Genomic DNA, 21,418 nt, shown 5'->3' on the forward strand with positions numbered 1-21,418 from the left:
CGATCACGCTTTAAGCGTGGTCGCGCCGGCCGCGCTCGCGGCCACCCTCGCCATCGCGCTCGCGACGTCCGCCCGAACGGCCGCCTTCTTCCTGAGCGCGCTTGTCCTGCGCCATCGGGTCGTGCTCGAGGATTTCGCCCTTGAACACCCACACCTTGATTCCGCACGTCCCGTAGGTCGTGAAGGCGGTCGCCACGCCGTAATCGACATCCGCGCGCAGGGTATGCAGCGGGACGCGACCTTCGCGGTACCATTCCTGACGGGCGATCTCAGCGCCGCCGAGACGACCCGAGCAATTGATCCGGATGCCTTCGGCACCGAGACGCATGGCCGACTGCACGGCGCGCTTCATGGCACGACGGAAGGCAACACGGCGCTCGAGCTGCTGGGCGATCGAATCGGCCACCAGGGTGGCATCGATCTCGGGCTTGCGCACCTCGACGATGTTGATCGTCACGTCGGCCTTGGTCAGGGTGCCGACGAGCTTGCGCAGCTTCTCGATATCCGCGCCCTTCTTGCCGATCACCACGCCGGGACGACCCGAGTGAATGGTGACGCGGCACTTCCGGTGCGGACGCTCGATGACGATCTTGGAAACGGCAGCCTGCTTCAGCTGCTTCATGAGGGCGGCGCGGATGGCGACGTCCTCGTGCATGAGCTTCGCGTATTCACCCTTCTGGGCGAACCAGCGGGAGTCCCAGGTCCGGTTGATACCGAGCCGAAGACCGATCGGATTGACTTTCTGGCCCATCAGGTCCTCCTCACGCCGCTTCGGCGGTCGGGACTTCGCGCACCACGATGGTGAGGTTCGCGAAGGGCTTCAGGATGCGGGCGCCGCGGCCACGTGCACGAGCATGGAAACGCTTGAGCACGAGTGCCTTGCCGACGAAGGCCTCGGAGACGACGAGATCGTCGACATCAAGGTCATGATTGTTCTCGGCATTGGCGATGGCGCTTTCGAGGCACTTCTTGACCTCGCGGGCGATCCGCTTGCGGGAGAATTCCAGGTCGGCCAAAGCCGACTCGACCTTCTTACCGCGGATGAGTTGCGCAACGAGATTGAGCTTCTGAGGGCTCACGCGCAGCATGCGCGCGACGGCCTTCGCTTCGTTCTCGGGGAGCGCGCGGGGGGTGGCTTGCTTGCCCATCTCAGCGCCTCTTCGCCTTCTTGTCGGCTGCGTGGCCGTGGAAGGTACGGGTCGGCGAGAACTCGCCGAACTTATGACCGACCATCTCCTCGGACACATAGACCGGGATATGCTTCTGTCCGTTGTGCACACCGAAGGTGAGCCCGACGAACTGCGGCAGGATCGTGGAGCGACGGCTCCAGATCTTGATGACTTCGTTGCGGCTGGATCCGCGAGCGGTCTCAGCCTTCTTGAGGAGGTAGCCGTCGATGAACGGCCCCTTCCAGAGCGAGCGTGCCATGAGGGTTACTTCTTGCGGTTGTGACGGCTGGCGAGAATGAAGACATCGGTCCGCTTGTTGGAGCGGGTCTTCTTTCCCTTGGTGGGCACGCCCCAGGGCGTGACCGGATTACGGCCGCCCGAGGTACGACCCTCACCACCGCCGTGCGGGTGATCGACCGGGTTCATGGCAACGCCGCGAACGTGCGGGCGCTTGCCGAGCCAGCGGTTGCGACCGGCTTTGCCGAGCGAGATGTTCATGTGGTCCGGGTTCGATACCGCACCGATGCTGGCGAAGCACTGACCGTGAACGAGGCGCTGCTCACCCGAATTCAGGCGCAGCGTGACATAGCCCTGGTCGCGCCCGACGATCTGAGCGTAGTTGCCGGCGGAACGGGCAATCGCGCCGCCCTTGCCGATCTTCAGCTCGATGTTGTGGACGATCGTCCCCACCGGCATGTTGCCGACCGGTCCGGCATTGCCCGGCTTCACGTCGACCTGTTCGGCCGCGATCACCGTGTCGCCCGGCGACAGACGCTGGGGAGCCAGGATGTAGCTCTGCACGCCGTCCGGATAGGTGATGAGCGCGATGAACGCCGTACGGTTGGGATCGTACTCGATCCGCTCCACCGTCGCAGCGACGCCGAGCTGCTCACGCCGCTTGAAATCGACGTTGCGCAAGGTGCGCTTGTGACCACCACCGCGGAAGCGGACGGTGATGCGACCGAGGTTGTTGCGTCCGCCCGAGGACGACTTGCCCTCGGTGAGCTTCTTGACCGGCTTGCCCTTGTAGAGCTCACGGCGGTCGACGAGCACGAGCTGGCGAAGGCTCGGCGTGACCGGTTTGAATGTCTTCAAGGCCATCGGCTTGATCCTAACGCTTTTCGTGTCAGAGCCCGGTCGTGACGTCGATCGTTTCACCCTCGGCAAGGGTCACGATCGCTTTCTTCACGTCCGAACGCTGTCCGCGAAGCCCGCGGAAAATCTTCTTCTTGCCCTTGGTGACGAGCGTGTTCACGCCCGTGACCTTGACGTCGAACAGCTTCTCGACCGCCTCTTTGATCTGCGGCTTGGTAGCCTTCGGGGAGACCCGGAAGACGACCTTGTTCTGTTCGGTGAGGTTCGTCGCCTTCTCGGTGATGACCGGGGAGACGATGATGTCGTAGTGGCGCGGATCGGCACTCATTTGAATCGCGCCTCCAGCGCATCGATCGCTGCGCGCGTCAGCACGAGCTTGTCGCGACGCAGGATGTCGTAGACGTTGATGCCCTGGACCGGCAGGACATCGATCTGCGGGATGTTGCGGGCGGCGCGACCGAAGTTCACGTCGACCTCAGCACCGCTGATGATCAGTGCGCTGGACAGGCCCATCTTCTCGAAACGCTCGACCAGGTTCCTGGTCTTGCCGTCGGCGAGCGTCACGTCGTCCACGATGATCAGGGTCTCTGCCTTCACCTTCGCCGAGAGGGCGTGGCGAAGAGCGAGGGCACGCACCTTCTTCGGAAGGTCATGGGCATGGCTGCGCACGACCGGGCCGAAGGCACGTCCACCGCCGCGGAACTGCGGAGCGGAGGCAGCGCCGTGACGAGCGTTACCGGTGCCCTTCTGCTTGTACAGCTTCTTGCGCGTCCGGTTGACGTCCGAGCGGTTCTTGACCGCATGGGTGCCGGCCTGACGCTTGGCGAGCTGCCAGCGCACCATGCGCTGGAGAAGGTCGGCGCGGGGCTCGAGACCGAAGATGGTCTCGTCCAGGTCGATTGACCCGGCGCCGTCGCCGTCGAGAGTGGTGATATCGAGCTTCATCACGCGTTCTCCTCGGAAGCGGGAGCCTCGGGAGCCGGAGCTTCGGTGGCGGGAGCAGCGGAAGAACCGTTCTCACGGAACTTGCCGGGCTGCGGCACGTCGGCGGGGAGCTTGCGCTTCACCGCGTCGCGGATCTGGATCCAGCCGCCGGCGACACCGGGGACGGCGCCTTCGACGAGGATGAGGCCACGCTCGGGATCCGTGCGCACGACGCGCAGGTTCTGGGTCGTGACCCGGTCGACGCCCATGTGACCGGGCATCTTCTTGTTCTTGAAGGTCTTGCCCGGATCCTGGCGGCCACCGGTCGAACCGATCGAACGGTGCGAGATGGACACGCCGTGGGTGGCGCGCAGACCACCGAAGTTCCAGCGCTTCATACCGCCGGCGAAGCCCTTACCCGTGGTCGTGCCCGTCACGTCGACGAACTGGCCGGGGATGAAGTGATCGGCGGTGATCTCGGCGCCGACCGGGATCAACGCGTCCTCGGACACGCGGAACTCGGCGAGCTTCTGCTTGGGCTCGACCTTGGCGACCGCGAACCGGCCGCGCTCGGCAGCCGACACGTTCTTCACCTTGGCCTTGCCAACGCCGACCTGAAGGGCGACGTAGCCATTCTTCTCGACGGTACGGTGGGCTACCACCTGACATTGATCGATTTTAAGCACTGTCACGGGGACATGTTCGCCAGCATCCGTAAAGATGCGGGTCATGCCGACCTTCTGTGCAATGACGCCTGAGCGCATAGGTGTCTCCCTCGCGCGATTCTACGGTAAGCTCTAAATCCCCGCGGGACTTAGAGCTTGATCTCCACGTCCACGCCGGCGGCGAGGTCGAGCTTCATCAGCGCGTCCACGGTCTGCGGCGTCGGATCGACGATATCGAGGACGCGCTTGTGGGTGCGCATCTCGAACTGCTCGCGCGACTTCTTGTCGATGTGCGGCGAGCGGTTGACGGTGAACTTCTCGATATGCGTCGGCAGCGGGATCGGACCACGAATGGTCGCGCCGGTGCGCTTGGCCGTCGACACGATCTCGCGGGTCGAGGCATCGAGGATGCGATGATCGAACGCCTTGAGGCGAATGCGGATATTCTGACCGTTCATGACCTGAAACCTTGGCGGGACTTAATAAGGGGCGGGCGCGAGGACCCGCCCCTCTGTCGATCCCAGCAGACTGAGCGTACCGAACTTAATCGTTGATGGCTGCGACGACGCCTGCGCCGACGGTGCGTCCGCCTTCACGGATGGCGAAGCGGAGCTTCTCTTCCATGGCGACGGGGACGATGAGGGTGACGTCCATGGTGACGCTGTCACCGGGCATCACCATCTCGGTGCCCTCGGGCAGTTCGCAGACACCGGTCACGTCGGTGGTGCGGAAGTAGAACTGGGGCCGGTAGTTGGTGAAGAACGGGGTGTGGCGACCGCCCTCCTCCTTGGTGAGGATGTAGGCTTCGGCCTTGAACTTGGTGTGGGGCTTGACCGAGCCGGGCTTGCACACGACCTGGCCGCGCTCGACGTCCTCACGCTTGGTGCCGCGCAGGAGCACGCCGACATTGTCGCCGGCCTGGCCCTGGTCGAGCAGCTTGCGGAACATCTCGACGCCCGTGACCGTGGTGGTCTGGGTGTCGCGGATGCCGACGATCTCCACGGTCTCGCCGACCTTGACGATGCCGCGCTCGACGCGACCCGTCACCACGGTGCCGCGGCCCGAGATCGAGAACACGTCCTCGATCGGCATCAGGAACGGCTTGTCGATCGGACGCTCCGGCTGCGGGATGTAGGCGTCCACCGAGGCCATCAGGGCCAGCACGGCGTCATGGCCGACGGCCTTGTCGCCGTTGTCGAGAGCCACCTTGGCCGAACCCTTGGTGATCGGGATGTCGTCGCCGGGGAAGTCGTACTTGGAGAGGAGCTCGCGCACCTCCATCTCGACGAGCTCGAGGAGCTCCTCGTCGTCGACGAGGTCGACCTTGTTGAGGAACACCACCAGCGCCGGCACGCCGACCTGACGGGCCAGCAGGATGTGCTCGCGGGTCTGGGGCATCGGGCCGTCGGCGGCCGACACGACCAGGATCGCGCCGTCCATCTGCGCGGCACCCGTGATCATGTTCTTCACGTAATCGGCGTGGCCGGGGCAATCGACGTGGGCGTAGTGACGGTTGGCCGTCTCGTACTCGACGTGAGCCGTCGAGATCGTGATGCCGCGCGCCTTCTCCTCGGGGGCCTTGTCGATCTGGTCGTAGGCCGTGAACGTCGCGCCACCCGACTCCGCCAGGACCTTCGTGATCGCAGCCGTCAGCGACGTCTTGCCGTGGTCGACGTGACCAATCGTGCCAATGTTGCAGTGCGGCTTGGTGCGGGCAAATTTCTCTTTGGCCATCGTAGCCTCCGTAATCTCAGTGTTTCAGGTGATGCTGCTGCGGTCCGGAAAAGGCGGGAAGCCTTAAGCGTACTTCGCGACGACCTTCTCGGCCTCGCCGCGCGGCACCTCTTCGTAATGGTCAAACTGCATCGTGAAGTTCGCGCGGCCCTGGGAGAAGGAGCGCAGCTGGTTCACGTAGCCGAACATGTTGGCGAGCGGCACCATCGCGTTGATGACGTTCGCATTGCCGCGCATGTCCTGGCCCTGGATCTGGCCACGGCGGGAATTCAGATCGCCGATCACCGAACCGGTATACTCTTCCGGCGAGACGACCTCGACCTTCATGACCGGCTCGAGCAGGACCGATCCGCCCTTCTGGAGAGCTTCACGTAGCGCCGCACGAGAGGCGATTTCGAAGGCCAGAGCCGACGAGTCGACATCGTGATAGGCGCCGTCGATCAGCTCGACCTTGATGTCCACGACCGGGAAGCCGGCGAGGATGCCGGCGCCGAGCACCGAGTTGAGACCCTTTTCGACGCCCGGGATGTATTCCTTGGGCACCGTGCCGCCGATGATCTTCGAGGAGAACTCGAAGCCCTTACCCGGCTCGTTCGGCTCGACCACGAACTTGACCCGAGCGAACTGACCGGTACCGCCGGTCTGCTTCTTGTGGGTGTAGTCGATCTCGGTGCGCTTCGTGAGCTTCTCACGATACGCCACCTGCGGCTGGCCGATGTTCGCGTCGACCATGTAGGTACGGCGCAGGATGTCGACCTTGATGTCGAGGTGGAGCTCGCCCATCCCGCGAAGGATGGTCTGGCCCGATTCCTGGTCCGTGGAAACGCGGAAGGACGGATCCTCAGCAGCGAGCTTGGCAAGAGCGATGCCCAGCTTCTCCTGATCGGCCTTGGACTTCGGCTCCACCGCGATCTCGATGACGGGCTCGGGGAACTCCATCTTCTCGAGGATGACGGCGTCCTTCGGGTCGCACAGCGTATCGCCGGTACGAGTTTCCTTGAGACCAGCCAGAGCCACGATGTCGCCGGTGAAGGCTTCCTTCACGTCTTCGCGGTTGTTGGCGTGCATGAGAAGCATGCGGCCGACACGCTCCTTCTTGTCGCGCGACGAGTTGATGACGTTGGCGCCAGACTCGACCTTGCCCGAATAGACACGGCAGAACGTGATCGTGCCGACATGCGGGTCGTCCATGATCTTGAACGCCAGCATCGAGAAAGGATCGCTGTCGGACGGATGACGAACGGTCTCTTCTTCGGTCTTGAAGTCGAGGCCCTTGATCTCGCCGCGATCGGCGGGAGACGGCAGGTAGTCGACGACGGCGTCGAGCAGGGGCTGAACGCCCTTGTTCTTGAAGGCCGAACCGCAGAGCACGGGGTGGAAGGCGCGGCGCTGGACAGCGGTGCGCACGAGGCGATGCATCGTCTCGGCATCCGGCTCGACACCGTCGAGATAGGCCGACATGGCATCGTCGTCCATCTCGACGCAGGCTTCGACGAGCTTGATCCGGTATTCGGCAGCCTGATCGGCGAGGTCGGCCGGGATCTCGGTCTCCGAGAAATCGGCGCCGAGCTTCTCGGACGTCCAGACGATGGCCTTCATCTTGATCAGGTCGATGACGCCCTTGAAGGTCGTCTCGGCGCCGATCGGAAGCTGCAGGCAAACGGGCTTGCCGGCGACGCGGTCGATGATGTCGGCGACGCATTTGAAGAAGTCGGCGCCGATCTTGTCCATCTTGTTGACGAACACGACGCGCGGAACGTCGTACTTGTCAGCCTGGCGCCAGACGGTCTCTGTCTGGGGCTCGACGCCCTGGTTGCCGTCGAGCACGCAAACGGCGCCGTCGAGGACGCGCAGCGAGCGCTCCACTTCGATGGTGAAGTCCACGTGGCCGGGGGTGTCGATGATGTTCAGGCGCTTGTCGCGCCAGAAGCAGGTGGTCGCAGCGGAGGTGATCGTGATGCCACGCTCCTGCTCCTGCGTCATCCAATCCATCGTCGCGGCGCCGTCATGGACTTCGCCGATCTTATGGGACTTGCCGGTGTAGTAGAGGATCCGCTCAGTGGTCGTGGTTTTTCCAGCATCAATGTGAGCCATGATGCCGAAATTACGGTAGTCCTCGATCGCATGCGTGCGGGGCATCGGATTGCTCCTGAAAGGGTCCGGGGCCGCTTACCAGCGGTAGTGCGAGAAGGCGCGGTTGGCTTCAGCCATCCGGTGCGTGTCTTCCCGCTTCTTGACCGCGTTGCCACGGTTATTCGCGGCATCGAGGAGTTCGGCCGAGAGGCGCTCGACCATGGTGCGGTCGTTGCGGCCACGGGCGGCCTGGATGAGCCAACGGATCGCCAGAGCCTGACGACGCTCGGTACGGACTTCGACGGGGACCTGGTAGGTCGCGCCGCCGACGCGACGGGACCGCACTTCGATCGCCGGAGCGACGTTCTCGAGAGCAGCGCGGAACACCTCGATCGGGTTCGCACGGGCGCGGTTCTCGACGATGTCGAAAGCGCCGTACACGATGCCCTCGGCGATCGACTTCTTGCCCTCGTACATGATGGAATTCATGAACTTGGTGAGCACGATGTCGCCGTACTTGGCGTCCGGGATGATCTCACGCTTTTCAGCAGAATGGCGGCGGGACATCGCTCGCTCCGTCTATAAATCAAGGTCTTGAAACCACCCCGCGCAGGCCGCCTGAACCTCTTCGAGGTCGGCGACATCCTTACGGGATGAGCGAAATTCTTACTTCGGACGCTTGGCGCCGTACTTGGAGCGGCGCTGCTTACGACCCTTGACGCCCTGCGTGTCGAGCACGCCGCGCAGGATGTGGTAGCGAACGCCGGGAAGATCCTTCACGCGGCCGCCGCGGATCATGACCACGGAGTGCTCTTGAAGGTTGTGACCTTCACCGGGGATGTACCCGATGACTTCGAAACCGTTGGTCAGACGGACCTTGGCGACCTTACGGAGAGCCGAGTTCGGCTTCTTCGGCGTCGTCGTGTAGACGCGGGTGCAAACGCCACGCTTCTGCGGGCAAGCGTCGAGCGCCGGCACCTTGTTGCGGCTCTTCTGCGCTTTACGCGGCTGAGCGATCAGCTGGTTGATCGTCGGCATACTCTGCCCTCTTCATTCGGACCGCTTAGGCGCGATCCCATGTTCGGCTTCACGATGCAGCCCGTTTCCGAGCTGTCGCGGATCTCGATAAGAAGATCCGCAAAACGAATATGCGCCATGGATCGGTGAGGACCCGTGGCGCGTGTTCGGCAGAGGATCACGCCTTACGACGCGCTCGTACCTACTGATCTGACAAGGACGTCAGTCGATGTGAGTGCCGGAACCGGATTAGCGATTGTCTTTCGGCCCGAGGGCCGCGACTCGCTATGTCCTGCTGTTGTGCCGGAGTGGCGTGCTTCTATGCGGGGGACGGCGGAACGTCAATCCCGAAGCGCGATAAAGTTTGGTCTGACCGGCGGTTAACGCCCGATTATTATATGGCTTTGGAGTTCTGCGCCAGGACGAGGCGATCTAGGGCGGTGTCACGGTCTCGGATCAACCTGCCGATCAGCTTGGCGGAGTCCTGAATGGCGGTTCACGTGCGGTGGATGGGTCCTGGCGGGCTGTCGGATGAGGCCGCACAGATGCTGCGATTCGTTGAGGTGCGGCCGGTACCGGGGAGCTTTCTCCGGTCCGAAGGCGGTGTTGCGAAATAAGAAGGGGCGGCCATCGCTGGCCGCCCCTTGTCTCGTTTGAAGGCTACGCGGAGATCACTCAGCGGCCGGCGGCAGCTCGCTGAGGGGCTGGGCGCCACTCTCGGCGGCCTTCTGCTGAAGGATCATGGCATCGCGACGCCGCGCGACGGCGCGGATGTCGGCTGCCATGGAGCCCGTACCGGCCGGAATGAGCGAGCCGACGATGACGTTCTCCTTCAGACCCTCGAGATGGTCGATCTTGCCGTTGACGGCCGCCTCGGTGAGCACGCGGGTGGTTTCCTGGAACGAGGCCGCCGAGATGAACGACTTCGTCTGCAGGGACGCCTTGGTGATGCCGAGCAACACCGGCACACCCACGACGGGCTTCTTATTCTCGGCGAGCAGCTTCTCGTTGATGTCCGCGAGTTCCGTCCGGTCGATCTGGTCGCCCGTCAGGATCTCCGAATCGCCGCCATCGGTGATCTCCACCTTCTGCAGCATCTGACGTACGATCACCTCGATGTGCTTGTCGTTGATGGACACGCCCTGGAGCCGGTAGACCTCCTGGATCTCGTTGACGAGGTAGGCAGCGAGTTCCTCCACGCCCTTGATCGCCAGGATGTCGTGCGGCGCCGGGTTGCCGTCGACGATGTAGTCGCCGAGCTCCACGACGTCGCCGTCCTGAAGGTGGATGTGCTTGCCCTTCGGGATCAGGTACTCGACCGCATCCGAACCGTCATGCGGAGTCAGCGTCAGGCGACGCTTGTTCTTGTAGTCGCGCCCGAACTGAATCGTGCCCGACTTCTCCGCAATGATCGCCGCGTCCTTCGGACGACGGGCCTCGAACAGCTCCGCCACCCGCGGCAGACCGCCGGTGATGTCGCGGGTCTTGGCCGAGTCGGTGGAGACACGAGCGAGGATGTCGCCTGCCTTCACCGTTCCGCCCGGGTCGTAGCCGATGATGGCGTCGACCGGGAGGAAGTAGCGGGCGTCCGAGCCGCGCGGCAGCTTCATCGGCTTGCCGTCCTGGTCGAGGACCAGCATGGCCGGCTTGAGGTCTGCCGTGCGGGCCGTACCACGCCAGTCGATGACGACGCGCTTGGCGATGCCGGTCGATTCGTCGGTGGTCTCGGTGATCGACTGGCCGTCGATCAGATCCTCGTAGGCCACGATACCGTCGGTCTCGGTGATGATCGGACGGGTATAGGGGTCCCATTCGGCGATGCGCTGGCCACGCTTGACCTTGTCGCCCTCGTCGACCCGCAGACGTGCGCCGTATTGCAGGCGGTGGACCGCGCGTTCCGCTCCATCGGTTCCGACGATGACCACAGCCACGTTACGACCGGTGGCGATGAGATCGCCATCGGTGTTGCGGGCGAGGGCACGGTTGCGGATCTTGATCGTGCCTTCGAAGCTCGACTCGATGAAGGACGAATCCGCGATCTGCGCCGCACCGCCGATGTGGAAGGTACGCATGGTGAGCTGGGTGCCCGGCTCGCCGATGGACTGCGCCGCGATGACGCCGACAGCTTCGCCCATGTTGACGGGCGTTCCACGGGCGAGATCGCGTCCGTAGCAGGTGGCGCAGACGCCGCTCTTGGTGGCGCAGACCAGCACCGAGCGGATCTTCACCTCCTGGATACCGGCCGCCTGGATGGCGGGCAGGTGCTTCTCCTCGATCGTCTCGTTGGTCTTGACGATGACCGTACCGTCCTGCGCCACGAGATCTTCGGCCGTGGCGCGGCCGAGGATGCGGATCGAGAGCGGAGCCACGACCTGGCCGGCATCGACGATGGCGCGCATCTTGATGCCGTTGGTGGTGCCGCAATCGACCTCACGAATGACGGCGTCCTGTGCCACGTCGACGAGGCGGCGGGTCAGGTAACCGGAATTCGCGGTCTTCAAGGCGGTGTCGGCGAGGCCCTTACGGGCTCCGTGCGTCGAGTTGAAGTACTCGAGAACGTCCAGGCCTTCCTTGAAGTTCGAGATGATCGGGGTCTCGATGATCTCGCCCGAGGGCTTGGCCATGAGTCCACGCATCGCGGCGAGCTGCTTCATCTGCGCCGGCGAACCACGGGCACCGGAATGGCTCATCATGTAGATCGAGTTGATCTGCTTGTCGGCGCCGTTCTCGTCCTTCTGCACGGTGGAGATGCGCAGCATCATCTCGGCGGCGAGCTTGTCCGAGCACTTGGCCCAGGCATCCACCACCTTGTTGTACTTCTCGCCCTGAGTGATCAGGCCGTCATTGTACTGCTGCTCGTAGTCCTTCACCAGCGCGCGGGTGTCGTCCACGATCGGCCACTTGTTGTCCGGCACGACCATGTCGTCCTTCCCGAACGAGATGCCAGCCTTGAACGCGTGGTTGAAGCCGAGCGCCATGATGCGATCACAGAAGATCACCGACTCCTTCTGACCGCAGTGGCGGTAGACGGTGTCGATCATCGCCGAGATCTCCTTCTTCGTCATCAGCTTGTTGACGACGTCGTAGGGGACCTTCTTGTGCAGCGGCAGGGCCGTGGACAGGATCACGCGGCCGGGTGTCGTGTCGTAGGTCTGGGTCAGCGGCTCGCCATCGGGGCCGATGCCGTTCCACCGCCAGCGGATCTTCGAGTGCAGCTTCACGGTGTTGGCCGCGAGTGCGTGCTCGAGCTCGCCGATGGTGCCGAAGACACCCTGCATCGGGTTCTTCTTGTTGGTCGGGTCGAAGGCGCCGATGGCGCCCTCGGCGACGATCGACAGGTAGTACAGGCCGAGCACGATATCCTGCGACGGCACGATGATCGGCTGACCATTGGCCGGGTGCAGGATGTTGTTGGTCGACATCATCAGCACGCGCGCTTCGAGCTGGGCTTCCAGCGAGAGCGGGACGTGGACGGCCATCTGGTCGCCGTCGAAGTCGGCGTTGAAGGCCGCGCAGACGAGCGGGTGAAGCTGGATCGCCTTACCTTCGATCAGCTTGGGCTCGAACGCCTGGATGCCGAGGCGGTGAAGCGTCGGCGCGCGGTTGAGCATCACCGGGTGCTCGCGGATCACCTCGTCGAGGATATCCCAGACCTCCGGCTTCTCCTTTTCGACGAGCTTCTTGGCCTGCTTGACGGTGGCCGAGAAACCCTTGGCGTCGAGGCGCGCGTAGATGAAGGGCTTGAACAGCTCCAAAGCCATCTTCTTCGGCAGGCCACACTGGTGCAGCTTGAGCTCAGGGCCCACCACGATGACCGAACGACCGGAATAGTCGACGCGCTTGCCGAGCAGGTTCTGGCGGAAGCGGCCCTGCTTGCCCTTGAGCATGTCGGCGAGCGACTTCAGCGGACGCTTATTGGCACCCGTGATGACGCGACCGCGACGGCCGTTGTCGAACAGCGCGTCCACCGCCTCCTGAAGCATGCGCTTCTCGTTGCGGATGATGATGTCGGGCGCGCGCAGTTCGATCAGCCGCTTCAGGCGGTTGTTACGGTTGATGACGCGACGGTAGAGGTCGTTGAGATCGGACGTGGCGAAGCGGCCGCCGTCCAGGGGGACGAGCGGGCGCAGGTCCGGCGGGATCACCGGAACGACGGTAAGGATCATCCATTCGGGCTTGTTGCCCGACATCTGGAAGGCCTCAATGATCTTCAGGCGCTTGAGAAGCTTCTTGGGCTTCAGTTCGGAGGTCGTGGTGGCGATTTCCTCGCGGAGCGAGTTCGCGATTCCGTCGAGGTCGAGCTCCTGCAGGATGCGCCGGATGGCCTCGGCGCCGATCATGGCGGTGAAGCTGTCCTCGCCGTACTCTTCCTGGGCGCGCAGGTACTCTTCCTCGGAGAGGAGCTGACGCTCCTTGAGGGGGGTGAGGCCCGGCTCGATGACGCAGTAGGATTCGAAGTAGAGGATGCGCTCGAGGTCCTTGAGCGCCATGTCGAGCAGCAGGCCGATGCGGCTCGGCAGTGACTTCAGGAACCAGATATGGGCGACGGGCGCGGCCAGCTCGATATGGCCCATGCGGTCACGCCGGACGCGCGCGAGGGTGACCTCGACGCCGCACTTCTCACAGATGACGCCCTTGTACTTCATGCGCTTGTACTTGCCGCACAAGCACTCGTAATCCTTGATGGGTCCAAAGATGCGCGCGCAGAACAAGCCGTCACGCTCGGGCTTGAACGTACGGTAGTTGATCGTCTCGGGCTTCTTGATCTCGCCGAAGGACCACGAAAGGATCTTTTCGGGTGAGGAGATCGAAATCTTGATCTGGTCGAAGCTCTGAGGCTGAGCCTGCTGGTTGAAAAGATTCATGACCTCTTGGTTCATGATCTGCTCCTGAGCTGACGGGCTGCACCCTCCGCCGAGGGGATGACCACGTGCTGAAATCGATGAGGCGCTGCGACCGGCCGGGTCGCCGCTGGCCTTCGTCCGTCGAGAGGCGCTTCCCCTCCCCGCTCGAACCGCGCCGGCTCACGGTGAGCCGGCGCGGGAGCGTATCGTGGGTCTTACTCGGCTGCCTCGGCGGGCGGGTCGAGCTGGTCGTTCGCGAGCTTCTTGGAGGAGGTGAGCTCCACGTTGAGGCCGAGCGAACGCATTTCCTTGACGAGCACGTTGAAGGACTCGGGGATACCGGCCTCGAAGGTATCGTCGCCACGGACGATGGCCTCGTAGACCTTGGTGCGGCCGGCGACATCGTCCGACTTCACCGTGAGCATCTCCTGCAGCGTGTAAGCCGCGCCGTAGGCCTCCAGAGCCCAGACCTCCATCTCGCCGAAGCGCTGGCCGCCGAACTGCGCCTTACCGCCCAGCGGCTGCTGGGTGACGAGGGAGTACGGACCGATCGACCGAGCGTGGATCTTGTCGTCCACGAGGTGGTGGAGCTTCAGCATGTAGATGTAGCCCATCGTCACCTTGCGGTCGAAAGGCTCACCCGTACGCCCGTCATAGAGCGTCGACTGCGCCGAGCGGTCGAGCCCGGCCATCTCCAGCATCGTCTCGATGTCGGCTTCCTTGGCGCCGTTGAACACGGGAGTAGCCATCGGCACGCCGCGGCGTACGTTGTTGGCTGCCTCCGCCATGTCCTCGTCCGACAGACCTTCGAGCTCGGACGGCGAGTAGATCGCCTCCATCTCCGCCTTGAGGGGCGCGATGTCGTTGCTGCGGAGGTAGGCGTCCACGGCGAGCCCGACCTTGCGGCCGAGACCGGCGGCAGCCCAGCCCAGATGGGTCTCCAGGATCTGACCGACGTTCATGCGCGACGGCACGCCGAGCGGGTTGAGCACGATGTCGGCATGCGTTCCGTCTTCGAGGAACGGCATGTCCTCGATCGGCACGATCCGTGACACGACACCCTTGTTGCCGTGACGGCCGGCCATCTTGTCGCCCGGCTGGATCTTGCGCTTCACCGCAACGAAGACCTTGACCATCTTCATCACGCCGGGGGGCAACTCGTCGCCGCGCTGGAGCTTCTCGACCTTGTCGAGGAAGCGCTGCTCGAGGCGCTTCTTCGACTCGTCGTACTGCTTCTGCATCGCTTCCATCTCGGTCATGAGACGGTCGTCGACGACGGCGAACTGCCACCATTGCGAGCGCGGGTACTCGTTCAGGAGCTCACGGCTGAGCGTGGTCTCCTTCTTGAAACCCTTCGGACCCGCGATCGGCGACTGGCCGATCAGGACGCCGGCGAGACGGGCGTAGGTGTTGCGGTCGAGGATCGCTTGCTCGTCGTCACGATCCTTGGCGAGACGCTCGATCTCTTCGCGCTCGATGGCCTGGGCGCGCTCGTCCTTGTCGACGCCGTGGCGGTTGAACACCCGGACTTCGACGATCGTGCCGGTCACGCCCGGGGGAACCCGGAGCGAGGTGTCGCGCACGTCGGAGGCCTTCTCGCCGAAGATGGCGCGGAGGAGCTTCTCCTCCGGCGTCATCGGGCTCTCGCCCTTCGGGGTGATCTTGCCGCACAGGATGTCGCCCGCATGGACCTCGGCGCCGATATAGACGATGCCGGCTTCGTCGAGGTTCTTCAGCGCCTCCTCCGAGACGTTGGGGATGTCGCGGGTGATTTCCTCCGGACCGAGCTTGGTGTCTCGGGCCATCACCTCGAACTCCTCGATATGGATCGAGGTGAACACGTCATCCTTCACGATCCGCTCGGAGAGCAGGATCGAGTCCTCGAAGTTGTAGCCGTTCCACGGCATGAACGCGACGAGCACGTTCCGGCCGAGTGCCAGCTCGCCGAACTCCGTCGACGGACCATCGGCGATGATCTCGCCCTTCTTGACCTGCTCGCCCACGCGGACCAGCGGCTTCTGCGTGATGCAGGTCGACTGGTTGGAGCGCTGGAACTTCTGCAGGCGGTAGATGTCGACGCCAGGCTTGTTGGCATCGGCCTCTTCGGTGGCGCGGATGACGATACGGGTCGCATCGACCTGATCGACGATGCCGGAGCGGCGCGCCGCGATGGCGGCACCCGAATCGCGGGCGACCACGGCTTCCATGCCGGTGCCGACGAACGGCGCGTCGGCGCGGACCAGCGGCACCGCCTGGCGCTGCATGTTCGAGCCCATCAAAGCGCGGTTCGCATCGTCGTTCTCGAGGAACGGGATGAGTGCGGCAGCTACCGAGACGAGCTGCTTCGGCGACACGTCCATGAGGTCGACGCGGTCTGGCGGCACGACGATGACGTCGCCGGCCCGACGGCAGACCACGAGGTCTTCCGTCAGCTTGAAGCTCTCGTCCATCTGGGCGTTGGCCTGGGCGACGTAGTACTTCGCCTCTTCCATGGCCGAGAGGTAGGAGACCTCCTTCGTCACCACGCCGTCCTTCACGCGACGGAACGGGGTCTCGATGAAGCCGTACTTGTTCACCCGCGCGAAGGTGGCGAGCGAGTTGATGAGACCGATATTCGGGCCTTCCGGGGTCTCGATCGGGCAGATACGGCCGTAATGGGTCGGGTGCACGTCGCGCACCTCGAAGCCGGCGCGCTCACGGGTGAGACCGCCCGGGCCAAGCGCCGAGAGGCGACGCTTATGCGTCACTTCCGAGAGCGGATTGGTCTGATCCATGAACTGCGACAGCTGCGACGAGCCGAAGAACTCACGCACCGCGGCCGCTGCCGGCTTCGCGTTGATGAGATCCTGCGGCATCACCGTGTCGATATCGACGGAGGACATACGCTCCTTGATGGCGCGCTCCATGCGGAGAAGACCCAGGCGGTACTGGTTCTCCATGAGCTCGCCCACCGAACGCACACGGCGGTTGCCGAGGTGATCGATGTCGTCGATCTCGCCCTTGCCGTCGCGCAGGTCCACCAGCGCCTTGACGACCGCGAGCATGTCCTCGCGGCGCAGGGTGCGCACGGTATCCTCGGCATCGAGGTCGAGGCGCATGTTCATCTTCACGCGGCCGACGGCCGAGAGGTCGTAACGCTCGGAATCGAAGAACAGCGAGTGGAACATCGCCTCGGCGGTGTCGAGCGTCGGCGGCTCGCCGGGACGCATGACGCGGTAGATGTCGAACAGCGCGCCTTCGCGGGACGAGTTCTTGTCCACGGCCAGGGTGTTGCGGATGTAGGGACCGACATTGACGTGGTCGATGTCGAGGACGGGGAGCTCGGAAACGCCGACCTCTTCCAGGCTCTTGAGGAGCTTGTCGGAGATTTCGTCGCCGGCCTCGGCCCAGATCTCGCCGGTCTTCGCGTTGACCAGATCTTCTGCGATGTACTGGCCGATCAGGTCTTCGTCGGTGGCCTTCAGGAACTGGACGCCGCGCTCGCTGATCTGGCGGGCGTTGCGGGCGTTGAGCTTCTTGCCGGCTTCGAGGACGACTTCGCCTGAATCGGCGTCGACGAGATCGACGGAGGCCTTGAAGCCCTTCAGACGGTCGGCATCGAACGGCACGCGCCATTCGGCGCCGTCGCGATCGTAGATGACGCGGTTGTAGAAGGTGGAGAGGATTTCCTCGCCGTCGAGGCCGAGGGCGAACAGCAGCGACGTCGCCGGAAGCTTGCGCTTACGGTCGATACGCACATGCACGATGTCCTTGGCGTCGAACTCCACATCGAGCCACGAGCCGCGATAGGGAATGATGCGCGCGGCGAAGAGCAGCTTGCCCGAGGAATGGGTCTTGCCCTTGTCGTGGTCGAAGAACACGCCCGGCGAGCGGTGCATCTGGCTGACGATGACGCGCTCGGTGCCGTTGACGATGAAGGTGCCGTTCTCCGTCATCAGGGGCATGTCGCCCATGTAGACGTCCTGCTCCTTGATGTCCTTGACGGACTTGGCACCGGTATCCGGGTCCACATCGAACACGATGAGGCGCAGCGTCACCTTGAGCGGAGCCGCGAAGGTGATGCCACGCTGGCGACACTCGTCGACGTCGTATTTCGGCTGCTCGAACGTGTATTTCACGAATTCGAGGAGGGCTGTCGCCGAGAAGTCGGAGATCGGGAAGACCGACTTGAAAACGGTCTGCAGGCCTTCGTCGCCCCGTCCGCCTTCCGGCTCGTCCATCATCAGGAACTGGTCGTAGGACGCCTTCTGAACCTCGATGAGGTTCGGCATCTCGGCGACTTCCTTGATCTTGCCGAAAAACTTGCGAATGCGCTTGCGACCGACCAGCGTGTTGGCCATGGGTGACCTCGCTCCTACGTCCCGCGTACCGGGTGCCCGGGGAAGGCTTTATGCCTCCCGCGACCAGGCGATGAACCTGTCCCGCCGGACGAAGCCCACCCGAAATGAATGCCGCCGGTCCGTTCCAGGACCGCCCGGTCGCTTGAAGCGACCTTAGCCCACGGGTCGGAGACCCGCGGGCGTCGGTGCCGGCCGGCCCCGATGGGACCGACCGGAAGTGACGGGCCTGATTTGGCCCATCGGCAACTTACTTGAGCTCGACCTTGGCGCCGGCCTTCTCGAGCTGGGCCTTGAGCTTCTCGGCCTCTTCCTTGTTGACGGACTCCTTGACAGCCTTCGGAGCGCCCTCGACGAGGTCCTTGGCTTCCTTGAGGCCGAGGCCGGTGATCGCGCGGACCTCCTTGATGACCTCGATCTTCTTGTCGCCAGCGGCGGTCAGGAGAACCGTGAACTCGGTCTGCTCCTCGACGACGGCGGCCGGGCCGGCGGCCGGGCCGGCAACGGCGACGGCAGCGGCGGCGGAGACGCCCCACTTCTCTTCGAGGAGCTTGGCGAGGTCGGCGGCTTCGAGAACGGTCAGCGAGGACAGGTCGTCGACGAGCTTGGCAAGATCAGCCATGGTAATATTCCTTTAGATGTCGGTTTGAACGGGTGATGAGGGAAGGGCGATGCGGCCTCAGGCCGCTTCGTCCTGAGCCGCGTCCTTGGTGGCATAGGCTCCGAACACGCGAGCCAGCTTGGCAGCCGGTGCGCTGACGACCTGGGCGATCTTGGTCGCGGGAGCCTGGATGAGGCCCACGATCTTGCCGCGCAGTTCGTCGAGGGAGGGGAGCGACGCAAGCGCCTTCACACCGTCCGGGTTCAGAGCTGTCGTTCCCATGGCGCCGCCGAGGATCACGAGCTTGTCGTTACCCTTGGCGAAGTCCACCGCAACCTTGGCAGCCGCGACCGGATCGCTCGAATAAGCGAGCAGGGTCGGGCCCTTCAGGAGGGGCTTGATGGAGGCGACGTCCGTGCCATCGAGAGCGATGTTGGCGATGCGGTTCTTGGTGACCTTCACGGTGGCACCGGCCTGCTTCATCTGCGCGCGCAGCTTCTGCATCTCGGCGACCGTGAGGCCCTTGTAGTGGGCCACGACGACGACGGACGTGTTCGCAAACACGCCGTTGAGCGTCGAGACGAGATCAGCTTTGGCTGTCCTGTCCACTGGGGCTCTCTCCGGTTGGCGGGTCCCCCTCGAGGAGGGTCCGCCGGTTGCACATGCCGCCCGGAACGGAACTCGGCTCAGCGAGAAGCCGGAACGTCCTGGACGACGCTTCACGGCCCTGTCCCCTGACATCCTCCGGAACGGTGGACGGCACGGGCGAGATGGTTCAAACCGATACCTGCCTGCGCCGCGAATCGCGGTGCCGATAGGGTGTTGAATTCGGTCTTCCCCGTCTGTGCAGGCTGGGGAATTAAGCCGGTTGCCCGGCGCCTGCAGTCTCGGACAGGACATGGCCGGACGAGGCTTGAAGGAGCTGCTCGCCCCTTAAAGCCTTCCGGCCATTATCGCCTGGTTGCCCAGGCGAATTCGCATGTCGGATATCGACCGATTGGTCGAATCCTTTCAAAGTGTGAAATACGTGGAGCGGGGTCTATAGGCCCTAGCAAGCGCCCTGCCAAGTGCCCGAAGTGAAGAAATCCGCTTCGCATGTACGATTTTGGTTGACGGGATTTTCTCCCGCCTGTTCGGCGGGAGCATCTTCGAGCGCGGCGGAAGTCCCTATGTCGGCAGGAACTTACGCGCGGCCTGCCACCAGGGCGTCCGGGCATTCTCCAGCTTCTGCTCGGCCTTGGCCGCGTAGAACGATGCGTTGTGTTCGCCGCGCAGGGCTTCGCGGGTGAAGCGGATCAGGTGGTGGGCGACGAAGCCCATGTTGAAGACCGCCTCGATCTGTCCGCGCTTCAAGGCATGGCCGGCCGCGCGCCAGAACACGCCGCGGTAATCGGACAGGATGCCGACGCGCAGGGCGATGTTGAAACCGAGCACGAGACCGCGACGGAGATTGGTCCGCGTGAGCTTGCCCCTGGTCGGCGTCTTGATCCGATGCGGATAGGTCCGCTCCACCTGATAGCGGAAGCGCGCGAACAGGTTCTCCGGCTCGTAGGCATGGGCGATGGCCCGGCGCCAGCTCGCCACCACATCATCGTGCGGACGCTTGAACAGGACGTTGGATTCCAGCGCCGCGTCATGGGTGAGACGTCCCTCGCGGGTCAGCCGGTCCCAGAGCGGTGTCTTCGGCAGGGCCTGCAGCAGGTTCATCGTCAGCACCGGCACCGCCGACTTATCGACGAAGTCGATGAGCTTCTGTTCCGAGCCGTCCGTTTCGGTGTCGAGGCCGAGGATGATGCCCGAGGTCACTTCGAGGCCGAAGCTGTTGAGAGTCTCGATGGCCTCGTACATCGGCACGGCGGCGTTGTGCTTCTTGTCGATGCCCGCCAGCGCGTCCTCTTCCGGCGTCTCGATGCCGACGAAGACGGTCATGAAGTTCGCCTGCCGCATCAGCTCGAGGATGTCAGGCTGCTTGGCCATGTTCAGGGTCGCCTCGCAGGCGAACTGAAGCGGGTAATGGTTCTTCTTCTGCCACTCCACGAGGTGGGGCAGCATGTCCTTCGTCGCCTTGCGGTTGCCGATGAAATTGTCATCGACGAAGTACACGACGGCTGGATGGCCCGGCTGGGAGATGATCGCATCGAGCTCGCCGAGCATCTGCTCGGGAGTCTTCAGGCGGGGCTGACGGCCGTAGAGCTGCGGGATATCGCAGAACTCGCAGCGATAGGGGCAGCCGGACGAGAATTGCAGGGAGCCGATGAGGTAGCGCTTGAGGGGAGCGGCCTCGTAGGCCGGCGCTGGGAAATCGGAGAGCGGCAGACGCTCCTTGGTTTCGAGGCGAACCTGGCTCGCCGGGATCGACACGTCGCGGTCGAGGATCGACACGAGTTCGTCGGTGGCGTCGCCGATCTCGCCGATATGGAGATAGTCGAACTCGGGATATTGCTCGGGCGATCCGGAGACCGAAGGGCCGCCGAGCGCCGTCACCTTACCGGCCGCATGCGCCCGAGCGTAGATGTCCCGGATCTGGGGTGCCTGGATGTGCATGCCCGATACGAACACCGCATCGGCCCAGGCGAAATCGTCCGGCCCGGCCCGTTTGATGTTCTCGTCGATGAACCGGTACTCCCATTCCTCCGGCATGTAAGCCGCGATGAGGAGCAGGCCCTGAGGCGGCATGAACGCCTTTACCCCGCCCATTAACGGGTAGGCGTGGGCGAAAGTCCCGAAGGACGGCGTGTATGCGGGAAAGACGCACAGGATGCGTCGTTTCGAGGTGACGGAGAGGGTGCATCGCATGGCGGCATACCTAGCACAGACAGGTGCGAAGGCGTCACCCTCGCATGTTGATTTCTTTGCCCTTTCCAGGGCGGGTTTTGATCGTGCCCAAGCCGGAGCCGTGACGTTCGCGCGCGTTTGACGCAGCCTCGAACGGGTCGCGCCGATTCAAGCGTGCGATGCG

Annotated in this window: 17 protein-coding genes; all 17 read right to left on the reverse strand. The window is 63.8% G+C overall.

Annotated elements, in window-relative coordinates:
• Positions 1-10: 10 nt before the first annotated feature.
• Positions 11-751: a 30S ribosomal protein S3 gene (rpsC, locus tag ACYQOP_RS23045; RefSeq protein WP_227435880.1), complete on the reverse strand. Its 741-nt coding sequence runs from the start codon at positions 749-751 to the stop codon at positions 11-13.
• A 10-nt stretch (positions 752-761) separates the two neighbouring features.
• Entirely contained in the window at positions 762-1,148 is a 387-nt protein-coding gene (gene rplV / locus ACYQOP_RS23050; protein WP_018044224.1) for a 50S ribosomal protein L22, read from the reverse strand.
• 1 nt (position 1,149) lies between these two features.
• The gene (gene rpsS, locus ACYQOP_RS23055; protein ID WP_018044225.1) at positions 1,150-1,428 is read right to left on the reverse strand and encodes a 30S ribosomal protein S19; all 279 of its coding nucleotides are present in this window, start codon (positions 1,426-1,428) and stop codon (positions 1,150-1,152) included.
• A gap of 5 nt (positions 1,429-1,433) precedes the next feature.
• Positions 1,434-2,270 carry a 50S ribosomal protein L2 gene (gene rplB / locus ACYQOP_RS23060; RefSeq protein WP_056427361.1) on the reverse strand — a complete coding sequence of 279 codons (837 nt, stop codon included), beginning with the start codon at positions 2,268-2,270 and terminating at the stop codon, positions 1,434-1,436.
• A gap of 25 nt (positions 2,271-2,295) precedes the next feature.
• Entirely contained in the window at positions 2,296-2,592 is a 297-nt protein-coding gene (locus ACYQOP_RS23065) for a 50S ribosomal protein L23 (RefSeq protein WP_018044227.1), read from the reverse strand.
• On the reverse strand, positions 2,589-3,209 hold the full coding sequence (gene rplD / locus ACYQOP_RS23070) for a 50S ribosomal protein L4 (RefSeq protein ID WP_027172970.1): 621 nt from the start codon (positions 3,207-3,209) through the stop codon (positions 2,589-2,591). Before rplD ends, ACYQOP_RS23065 begins: the two co-directional genes overlap by 4 nt.
• Complete coding sequence (gene rplC / locus ACYQOP_RS23075) at positions 3,209-3,952, reverse strand: 50S ribosomal protein L3 (RefSeq protein WP_018044229.1); 744 nt, start codon at positions 3,950-3,952, stop codon at positions 3,209-3,211. The genes rplD and rplC overlap by 1 nt, the downstream gene beginning before the upstream one ends.
• A gap of 50 nt (positions 3,953-4,002) precedes the next feature.
• Positions 4,003-4,311 carry a 30S ribosomal protein S10 gene (gene rpsJ / locus ACYQOP_RS23080; RefSeq protein WP_018044230.1) on the reverse strand — a complete coding sequence of 103 codons (309 nt, stop codon included), beginning with the start codon at positions 4,309-4,311 and terminating at the stop codon, positions 4,003-4,005.
• An 85-nt stretch (positions 4,312-4,396) separates the two neighbouring features.
• Complete coding sequence (gene tuf, locus ACYQOP_RS23085) at positions 4,397-5,587, reverse strand: elongation factor Tu (protein WP_207412100.1); 1,191 nt, start codon at positions 5,585-5,587, stop codon at positions 4,397-4,399.
• 63 nt (positions 5,588-5,650) lie between these two features.
• Positions 5,651-7,726, reverse strand: coding sequence for an elongation factor G (fusA, locus tag ACYQOP_RS23090; RefSeq protein ID WP_018044232.1), 2,076 nt, complete (start codon positions 7,724-7,726; stop codon positions 5,651-5,653).
• A gap of 30 nt (positions 7,727-7,756) precedes the next feature.
• Complete coding sequence (gene rpsG / locus ACYQOP_RS23095; protein ID WP_018044233.1) at positions 7,757-8,227, reverse strand: 30S ribosomal protein S7; 471 nt, start codon at positions 8,225-8,227, stop codon at positions 7,757-7,759.
• Between the two features lie 99 nt (positions 8,228-8,326).
• Positions 8,327-8,698: a 30S ribosomal protein S12 gene (rpsL, locus tag ACYQOP_RS23100; protein ID WP_018044234.1), complete on the reverse strand. Its 372-nt coding sequence runs from the start codon at positions 8,696-8,698 to the stop codon at positions 8,327-8,329.
• A gap of 650 nt (positions 8,699-9,348) precedes the next feature.
• Positions 9,349-13,557 carry a DNA-directed RNA polymerase subunit beta' gene (rpoC, locus tag ACYQOP_RS23105; RefSeq protein ID WP_056429692.1) on the reverse strand — a complete coding sequence of 1,403 codons (4,209 nt, stop codon included), beginning with the start codon at positions 13,555-13,557 and terminating at the stop codon, positions 9,349-9,351.
• Positions 13,558-13,736: 179 nt separating this feature from the next.
• Complete coding sequence (gene rpoB / locus ACYQOP_RS23110) at positions 13,737-17,861, reverse strand: DNA-directed RNA polymerase subunit beta (RefSeq protein WP_056429690.1); 4,125 nt, start codon at positions 17,859-17,861, stop codon at positions 13,737-13,739.
• A 247-nt stretch (positions 17,862-18,108) separates the two neighbouring features.
• Entirely contained in the window at positions 18,109-18,480 is a 372-nt protein-coding gene (gene rplL / locus ACYQOP_RS23115; RefSeq protein WP_018044238.1) for a 50S ribosomal protein L7/L12, read from the reverse strand.
• Positions 18,481-18,537: 57 nt separating this feature from the next.
• Positions 18,538-19,068 carry a 50S ribosomal protein L10 gene (gene rplJ / locus ACYQOP_RS23120; RefSeq protein WP_056429688.1) on the reverse strand — a complete coding sequence of 177 codons (531 nt, stop codon included), beginning with the start codon at positions 19,066-19,068 and terminating at the stop codon, positions 18,538-18,540.
• Positions 19,069-19,626: 558 nt separating this feature from the next.
• Entirely contained in the window at positions 19,627-21,255 is a 1,629-nt protein-coding gene (locus ACYQOP_RS23125; RefSeq protein WP_056429685.1) for a B12-binding domain-containing radical SAM protein, read from the reverse strand.
• Positions 21,256-21,418 lie beyond the last annotated feature (163 nt).

It is taken from the genome of Methylobacterium sp. CM6247 (genome assembly GCF_054817925.1).

Coding starts and splice junctions, on each gene's coding strand:
- rpsC (WP_227435880.1), bottom strand. CDS start 751: ATGGGCCAGAAAGTCAATCCGATCGGTCTTCGGCTCGGTATCAACCGG.
- rplV (WP_018044224.1), bottom strand. CDS start 1,148: ATGGGCAAGCAAGCCACCCCCCGCGCGCTCCCCGAGAACGAAGCGAAG.
- rpsS (WP_018044225.1), bottom strand. CDS start 1,428: ATGGCACGCTCGCTCTGGAAGGGGCCGTTCATCGACGGCTACCTCCTC.
- rplB (WP_056427361.1), bottom strand. CDS start 2,270: ATGGCCTTGAAGACATTCAAACCGGTCACGCCGAGCCTTCGCCAGCTC.
- ACYQOP_RS23065 (WP_018044227.1), bottom strand. CDS start 2,592: ATGAGTGCCGATCCGCGCCACTACGACATCATCGTCTCCCCGGTCATC.
- rplD (WP_027172970.1), bottom strand. CDS start 3,209: ATGAAGCTCGATATCACCACTCTCGACGGCGACGGCGCCGGGTCAATC.
- rplC (WP_018044229.1), bottom strand. CDS start 3,952: ATGCGCTCAGGCGTCATTGCACAGAAGGTCGGCATGACCCGCATCTTT.
- rpsJ (WP_018044230.1), bottom strand. CDS start 4,311: ATGAACGGTCAGAATATCCGCATTCGCCTCAAGGCGTTCGATCATCGC.
- tuf (WP_207412100.1), bottom strand. CDS start 5,587: ATGGCCAAAGAGAAATTTGCCCGCACCAAGCCGCACTGCAACATTGGC.
- fusA (WP_018044232.1), bottom strand. CDS start 7,726: ATGCCCCGCACGCATGCGATCGAGGACTACCGTAATTTCGGCATCATG.
- rpsG (WP_018044233.1), bottom strand. CDS start 8,227: ATGTCCCGCCGCCATTCTGCTGAAAAGCGTGAGATCATCCCGGACGCC.
- rpsL (WP_018044234.1), bottom strand. CDS start 8,698: ATGCCGACGATCAACCAGCTGATCGCTCAGCCGCGTAAAGCGCAGAAG.
- rpoC (WP_056429692.1), bottom strand. CDS start 13,557: ATGAACCAAGAGGTCATGAATCTTTTCAACCAGCAGGCTCAGCCTCAG.
- rpoB (WP_056429690.1), bottom strand. CDS start 17,861: ATGGCCAACACGCTGGTCGGTCGCAAGCGCATTCGCAAGTTTTTCGGC.
- rplL (WP_018044238.1), bottom strand. CDS start 18,480: ATGGCTGATCTTGCCAAGCTCGTCGACGACCTGTCCTCGCTGACCGTT.
- ACYQOP_RS23125 (WP_056429685.1), bottom strand. CDS start 21,255: ATGCGATGCACCCTCTCCGTCACCTCGAAACGACGCATCCTGTGCGTC.